The organism is Streptomyces sp. NP-1717, assembly GCF_022695985.1.
Taxonomy (GTDB): Bacteria; Actinomycetota; Actinomycetes; order Streptomycetales; family Streptomycetaceae; genus Streptomyces.
Genome location: NZ_JAAPBF010000442.1, coordinates 1 through 1,869, shown reverse-complemented (window position 1 = coordinate 1,869; position 1,869 = coordinate 1). Strand labels below are relative to the sequence as shown.

The window sequence follows — 1,869 nt, the reverse complement described above, 5'->3', positions numbered from 1 at the left end:
CCGCGGTCCGCACCGGCTCCGGCTGCGCCCGCGGCCCCGACTCCGGCTCCGCGGGCGCCAGTTGCGCCGTGATGCCCTCCAGGAGCTTCGCGTACGCGGCACGCGTGGCGCCCTGCGGTTCACTGCGGCCCGACTCCCACCCGGCGACCGTCGCACGCGTCACATCGAGCGCCGCGGCGACCTCGGCCTGGGTGAGGCCGTAGTCGCCGCGCAGCCTCGCCCGCTCCGCCGGTCCGGGCAGATGTGTACGGCGTGGCCCCGACTTGAGGAGGGCGTCGACGGGGTCGGGCTTCTTGGGCATCGGCACTCGCTCCTTCGCGCGTCAGCCCTGGTCGACGGTGGTGCGGTGCGGCGGGGCCATGACGATCCGGTACATGAACCGGATCGTAGCGCGCGTAGCGGACATCTACCGTCCGTCGGCCGCCGCGTCCCCCGTGGTGACGGCGGCCAGACTGCCGCTGCGGGTGAGTTTGGCGTACCAGTGGGCGCTGGCCTTGGGGGTGCGCCGCTGGGTGGCGTAGTCGACGTACACCGCGCCGAAGCGCCTGCTGTAGCCGTAGCCCCACTCGTAGTTGTCGAGCAGCGACCACAGGAAGTAGCCGCGAACGTCGGCACCCGACTCGATGGCGCTGTGCACGGCGGCGAGATGGCCGCGCAGATAGTCGATCCGCTCCGGGTCGTGGACCTCGCCGTCCGGATTGGCGTAGTCGTCGAACGCCGCGCCGTTCTCGGTGATCATCACCGGCAGTCCGGGGTGGTCCCGGCGTACCCGCATCAGCAGTTCGTACAACCCCTGCGGGTCGATCGTCCAGCCCATGGCGGTCCGGGGGCCGGGCGTCTGGTGGAAGGCGACGTTGTCCGCGCCCGGCCACGGGCTGTGGTCGCTCACCCCGTGTCCGTCCGACCGGTGGGCGGGCGGTCCCGCGTGGTGGGAGACGAGCGTCGGCGAGTAGTAGTTGACGCCGAGGAAGTCCAGCGGGCGGTTGATCAGCTCGGTGTCGCCGTCGCGGACGAAGGACCAGTCGGTGAGCGCCGAGGTGTCCGCAATGACGTCCTCGGGGTACGCGCCGTCCAGCATCGGTCCAGTGAAGACCCGGTTGGCGAGCCCGTCGATCCGGCGGGCCGCGTCGAGATCCGCCTCGCTCTCGGTCAGGGGCCGTACGTGGTGGAGGTTGAGTGTGACGGACAGCCGCGCGTCCGCCGGGAGCCGGTCGCGCAGCGCCTGTACCGCGAGTCCGTGGCCGAGGTTGAGGTGGTGGGCGGCGCGCAGCGCGTCGACGGGGTCGGTACGGCCGGGCGCGTGGACCCCGGAGCCGTAGCCGAGGAACGCGCTGCACCACGGCTCGTTGAGTGTCGTCCAGGTCTTGACGCGGTCGCCGAGCGCGTCGGCGACGAGGGCCGCGTACTCGCCGAAGAGTTCGGCCGTGCGCCGCTCCGGCCAGCCGCCCGCCTCCTCCAGATGCTGCGGAAGGTCCCAGTGGTAGAGGGTGACGACGGGTTCGATGCCCTTGGCGAGCAGGTCGTCGGTGAGACGGCGGTAGAAGTCCAGGCCCTCCTGGGACACGGGACCGGTGCCGGTGGGCCGCACGCGCGGCCAGGAGACCGAGAAGCGGTACGCGCCGACGCCGAGGTCCGACATGAGTGCGGTGTCCTCGCGCCACCGGTGGTAGTGGTCGGCCGCGATGTCACCGGTGTCGCCGTTGCGGACCTTGCCGGGGGTGCGGGAGTAGACGTCCCAGATGGAGGGGGTGCGGCCGGCTTCCCGTGCGGCGCCCTCGATCTGGTAGGCGGCGGTCGCGGTGCCCCAGAGGAACTCGGGCGGAAAGACTCGTACGGAGGGGGATGTGGCCACGAGGGTCCCTTTCAGGA

Annotated in this window: 2 protein-coding genes; both read right to left on the bottom strand. The window is 71.9% G+C overall.

Annotation, left to right across the window (positions count from 1 at the left end; all coding sequences use genetic code 11):
* On the bottom strand, positions 1–301 hold a 301-nt coding region (locus GXP76_RS35345), incomplete at its 3' end, for a helix-turn-helix transcriptional regulator (protein ID WP_242575710.1).
* A gap of 105 nt (positions 302–406) precedes the next feature.
* Positions 407–1,867 (bottom strand): GH1 family beta-glucosidase, encoded by a 1,461-nt coding sequence (locus GXP76_RS35340; protein ID WP_242575709.1) that lies wholly within the window; start codon positions 1,865–1,867, stop codon positions 407–409.
* Between the last annotated feature and the right edge of the window lie 2 nt (positions 1,868–1,869).